1 protein-coding gene is annotated in these 3,813 nt (G+C 27.7%); it reads right to left on the reverse strand.

What is annotated here, in order from left to right; genetic code table 11:
• Positions 1 to 69 precede the first annotated feature (69 nt).
• Positions 70 to 3,408: a type II CRISPR RNA-guided endonuclease Cas9 gene (cas9, locus tag ACI32A_RS01080; protein ID WP_439753171.1), complete on the reverse strand. Its 3,339-nt coding sequence runs from the start codon at positions 3,406 to 3,408 to the stop codon at positions 70 to 72.
• Positions 3,409 to 3,813: the final 405 nt, after the last annotated feature.

The raw sequence follows: 3,813 nt of genomic DNA on the forward strand, positions 1-3,813 counted from the left end.
CCGGGATAAACCCTTGTTTTGTTAGGTCATATAATTTTTTCGCTAGAATATAACCACTATTATTATAGCCTAATCAAATTCTAATTTCAATTTATTTTCTTTGACCTCATACATATTTCCTAAAACATCTGTGGAATATTTACAGATATTCACCAATGATGTAACAGTTGGCATTAATCGCTTTTTACAATAAGTAAATAAAGGCTTTACTTCTATTTGACCTGTCTGATCATTGTTTGTTGCTGTAAATTTTAAAATTTCAGGATGCAAGCCATCATGATATAAAGTCATACCTCCATTTTCAGTTGAATCATCATATATATACTTATCTCCTTGTTTTTTTACAATCCCAATTAATTCATCTCTATGACAAGAACAAATGAATTCAGCTTTGTTATCAATTTTCTTTTTGTTTTTTTCTAGTTCATACCAATTTGAATCAATAACATACTTTCCTTTTGCTCCTTCAAATCGGACATCCTTATATCGAACTGTAACAAATCTAAATTTACCATCCGAACATTTATAAAAATCTGTTCTATATGGACTTATTTGTTTTAAAATTACTTTTTTATGTTCTGTATCATACTTACCAGTTATATCTAAATGATTTCCTAATTTTTCACTATAGAATTTTAATGTATGAATTTCAGGGCCATTCCCTTTTTTGGAATACTTTCTAATAGGGCCGAATTCTTCTTTATAACGAATGAATGGATTTTCTCCAACCAATTTATATTTTGTGACACCTTTTTTTATTTCTTTCTTATAGTGTTCTTTTGAATCTTTATACATTTCAAAATCATGCATCACAATATCTTCTAAAATATTATAAGTCTGTGGATCATTATCTTTCATTAATAATGAACTTTCATGATTAATGATATCTTCAATCATCTTTGTAACTTGTTTATCTTTTGAAGCATAAATATCTTTTACTCTTTCAATAAGCATTTCACCATTTTCAGTTTTACGAGTACTATAAATTGTTTCATTTGCAATTTGTCTATTTGGTTTCGTATCCACTTTATGAGAAATTTTAATTGGAGGATAATATAAACTATCTTTTGATATCTGTCCTTTATAATATCTATTACTATCTAAATAAATTTCTTTCAATTGTGCAATAAATGCAATATATTTTGGATCCATATATGCTTTTTCATCTGGTATATCCTTAATTTCTCCTGTTAATTCATCATAAAAATTATCAAATGTGTATTTACTTAAATATCCATTTAATAAATTCATCTTCTTAACAGAAGCTACAATTAATGCATCAATCGCATGATGTAAAAAGTCCTCATCTCGTACTTTATTTAACTGAATCTGTGTTCTAAATTTATCTGTAATCTTTCCATTTACAGTATGAACTTTTATATCAATTTCATTGTCTTTAAAATAATCTGTCAAAGTATTTAATACTGTTCTACATGCGTAACTTGTATCAATCAGATTTCGATTAATAAATTCCTGAATATTATCGAATTTTGTAATGTCTTTATCATACAGTAAATTCTTCTTTTTCTTATATGCCAATTTTTTATTATTTTCTACAACTGCTTTATATTTACTCCAAGAACATCCCAATCCATCAAATTTACCGGATTGATAAGCCATAAAAGGAGTCAGATTTCCTTTTAACTGATTTTCCATTCTTGTAATCAATACTTTGTTTGATTGTGAATCATCCAATGAAATTGAAATAGGAATAATATGATCAATTTCGGTATAACTGCGATCTTTAATTAATAAATCTAAATCAATAGGCTGGAAAGTATAGGCACTTTTACCATCTTGTTCCAGATACAAACGAATTTTCGTTTTTGTTTTTCCATTAATTTTTTCAGGATCCAATCCTCGATCTTTCAATAATTTATCTACTTCTTTGTTTCTGTTTTCAAAATATTTTTGACTATCACTAATTCTTTTTTTACGTTCTGCGTCATTTTTATCTCTTGTCATTTCAACTACAATCGAATCAAATTCACCATATTTTTTTCTTAGTGCATTTACAACCTTAAACGTTTCATTTTGCGCTCTCTTTGCGACAGGAGAAAGAATAGCCATATCATCAGCAACAATATTTTTCTTTCCTCTATGAGAAATTCTAGCTTTATCAAATAATTTTAACTGATGAAGAATTTGAATTTGATTTAAAGAAGTTTTATACAATTCCTCATTTAATAATCGAATAGCCTTCAATGACAAAGAATGATATCCAACAAATTTTGTATTTAATACTAATTGTTCAATAACTTTTTCATCTATGTTTAATAAAGACAATTTTTCTTTTCTTTCTTCAATACCTTTATAATTTGTTAAAATTTCAGAAATCGCATCCAATAATTCATAGTCATTTAAAGAAATGTCAATATTTTCTTTTTCAAATGCTTTTTTTAATTCTGTATATCCTTTAAATTCTGTTAAAAGATGTTTATTGTTTTTATCAATTCGAAAACCTGAAATTTTATCTTCATCTACACCTAAAATTTTTGATAATTGTTTTGGTGTGATTTTTTTATTTTTGCTAATATACGAAAAAATTTCTTGTTTCTTAGAAACATCCAATTTTTCATCTTCAATGGATAAATTATTTATATCATTTAATAAATTGAATATTTCTGCACTCACTGACATTTTAGGTGCTCTAAATTCATTAGGAAAAACACTACACTTTCCTCTCATGCGTTCAATTAAGTCTTCATAGACAATTTCTCCATTTTCATCATAGAACCATCTACCATATGGCGTCGGAGACTTTTCACTTCCTGGTCCTTCATAATAAGCTCTTTTTCGTGAAATGATTTCAATGATTTTATCATTTACTTCTTCATCTAATCCCTGATTTGATAAAATCTGCTTAGCTTCCTTTACATAGTCTTCTGTTTTAAAATTATTTGCATGTCCTCTTACTTTATTATCGTCATGTAAACGGTCTAATTGAACTTCGCAGATATACTTACCTTCTTTTAATAATTTTGCATTTCCACTCAAAATCTCTTTTGTACTTAAACTATCGGATGAAGTATCCTCCATTTCATCTACTGTTTCAATTGAACTTCCTCTATGTTTTGTAAGATGCAGAATAACAGATACCAATTCATCTTTCGTTAATTTATTTGTTAAACCTTTTACACGTAATTCATAAACATTGGATTGAGGTTTGTAGTCATCACTCATTATGTCATTTTCTTTTAACAATTTTTTCATGTCTTCGATTCGATTTGCTTTACGACGAGTTAATCTACGTCTACCTCTGGCATTTCTACGATCTTCATTATTTGCTGCTGTTCCTTCTTTAAATAAACGAACTCCGTAATCCACAAATGAATTATTATCGATATCAATAATTCCATAACCAACTGAAGTAATTCCAATATCTAATCCTAATACTAATTTTGTCATCTTATTGTCCCTTTCCTTTAACTAATTATTATCATCTTAATTGACATTATAACTGTCAGAATGTTATATATTGTTTCTTTTATTATACATCAAATAAGCAAAGACATGCCAATTTCATTACAAATAACACTTCCCATAAAAAAACAGAATATTTAAAACTAGATGAGGTCAAAGTCGACCTTTAAAATCATGAGGTTTTTTCTTTTCTGGTAAGATTGACCCTTTTATATTTCTTGAGGTTATTTTTTCCGGCAGTTTTTGCCGGTTTTTGTTTCCAATTTTTTATCTTTCTTTTATTATGGTTTTAGAAAGGAACAAAAAAAAGACAGGAACCCTAGATACCACCCTATCGTTCCTATCTTTCCACAAGACCGGCATTTCTGCCTGGTCCAAAATCACTATTAT

Source organism: Floccifex sp. (assembly GCF_051873555.1).
In the GTDB taxonomy this organism is placed as follows: Bacteria; Bacillota_I; Bacilli_A; order Erysipelotrichales; family Erysipelotrichaceae; genus Floccifex.

Bases quoted from the DNA above. Each gene is read 5' to 3' on its own strand.
- cas9 (WP_439753171.1), bottom strand. From the start codon at position 3,408: ATGACAAAATTAGTATTAGGATTAGATATTGGAATTACTTCAGTTGGT.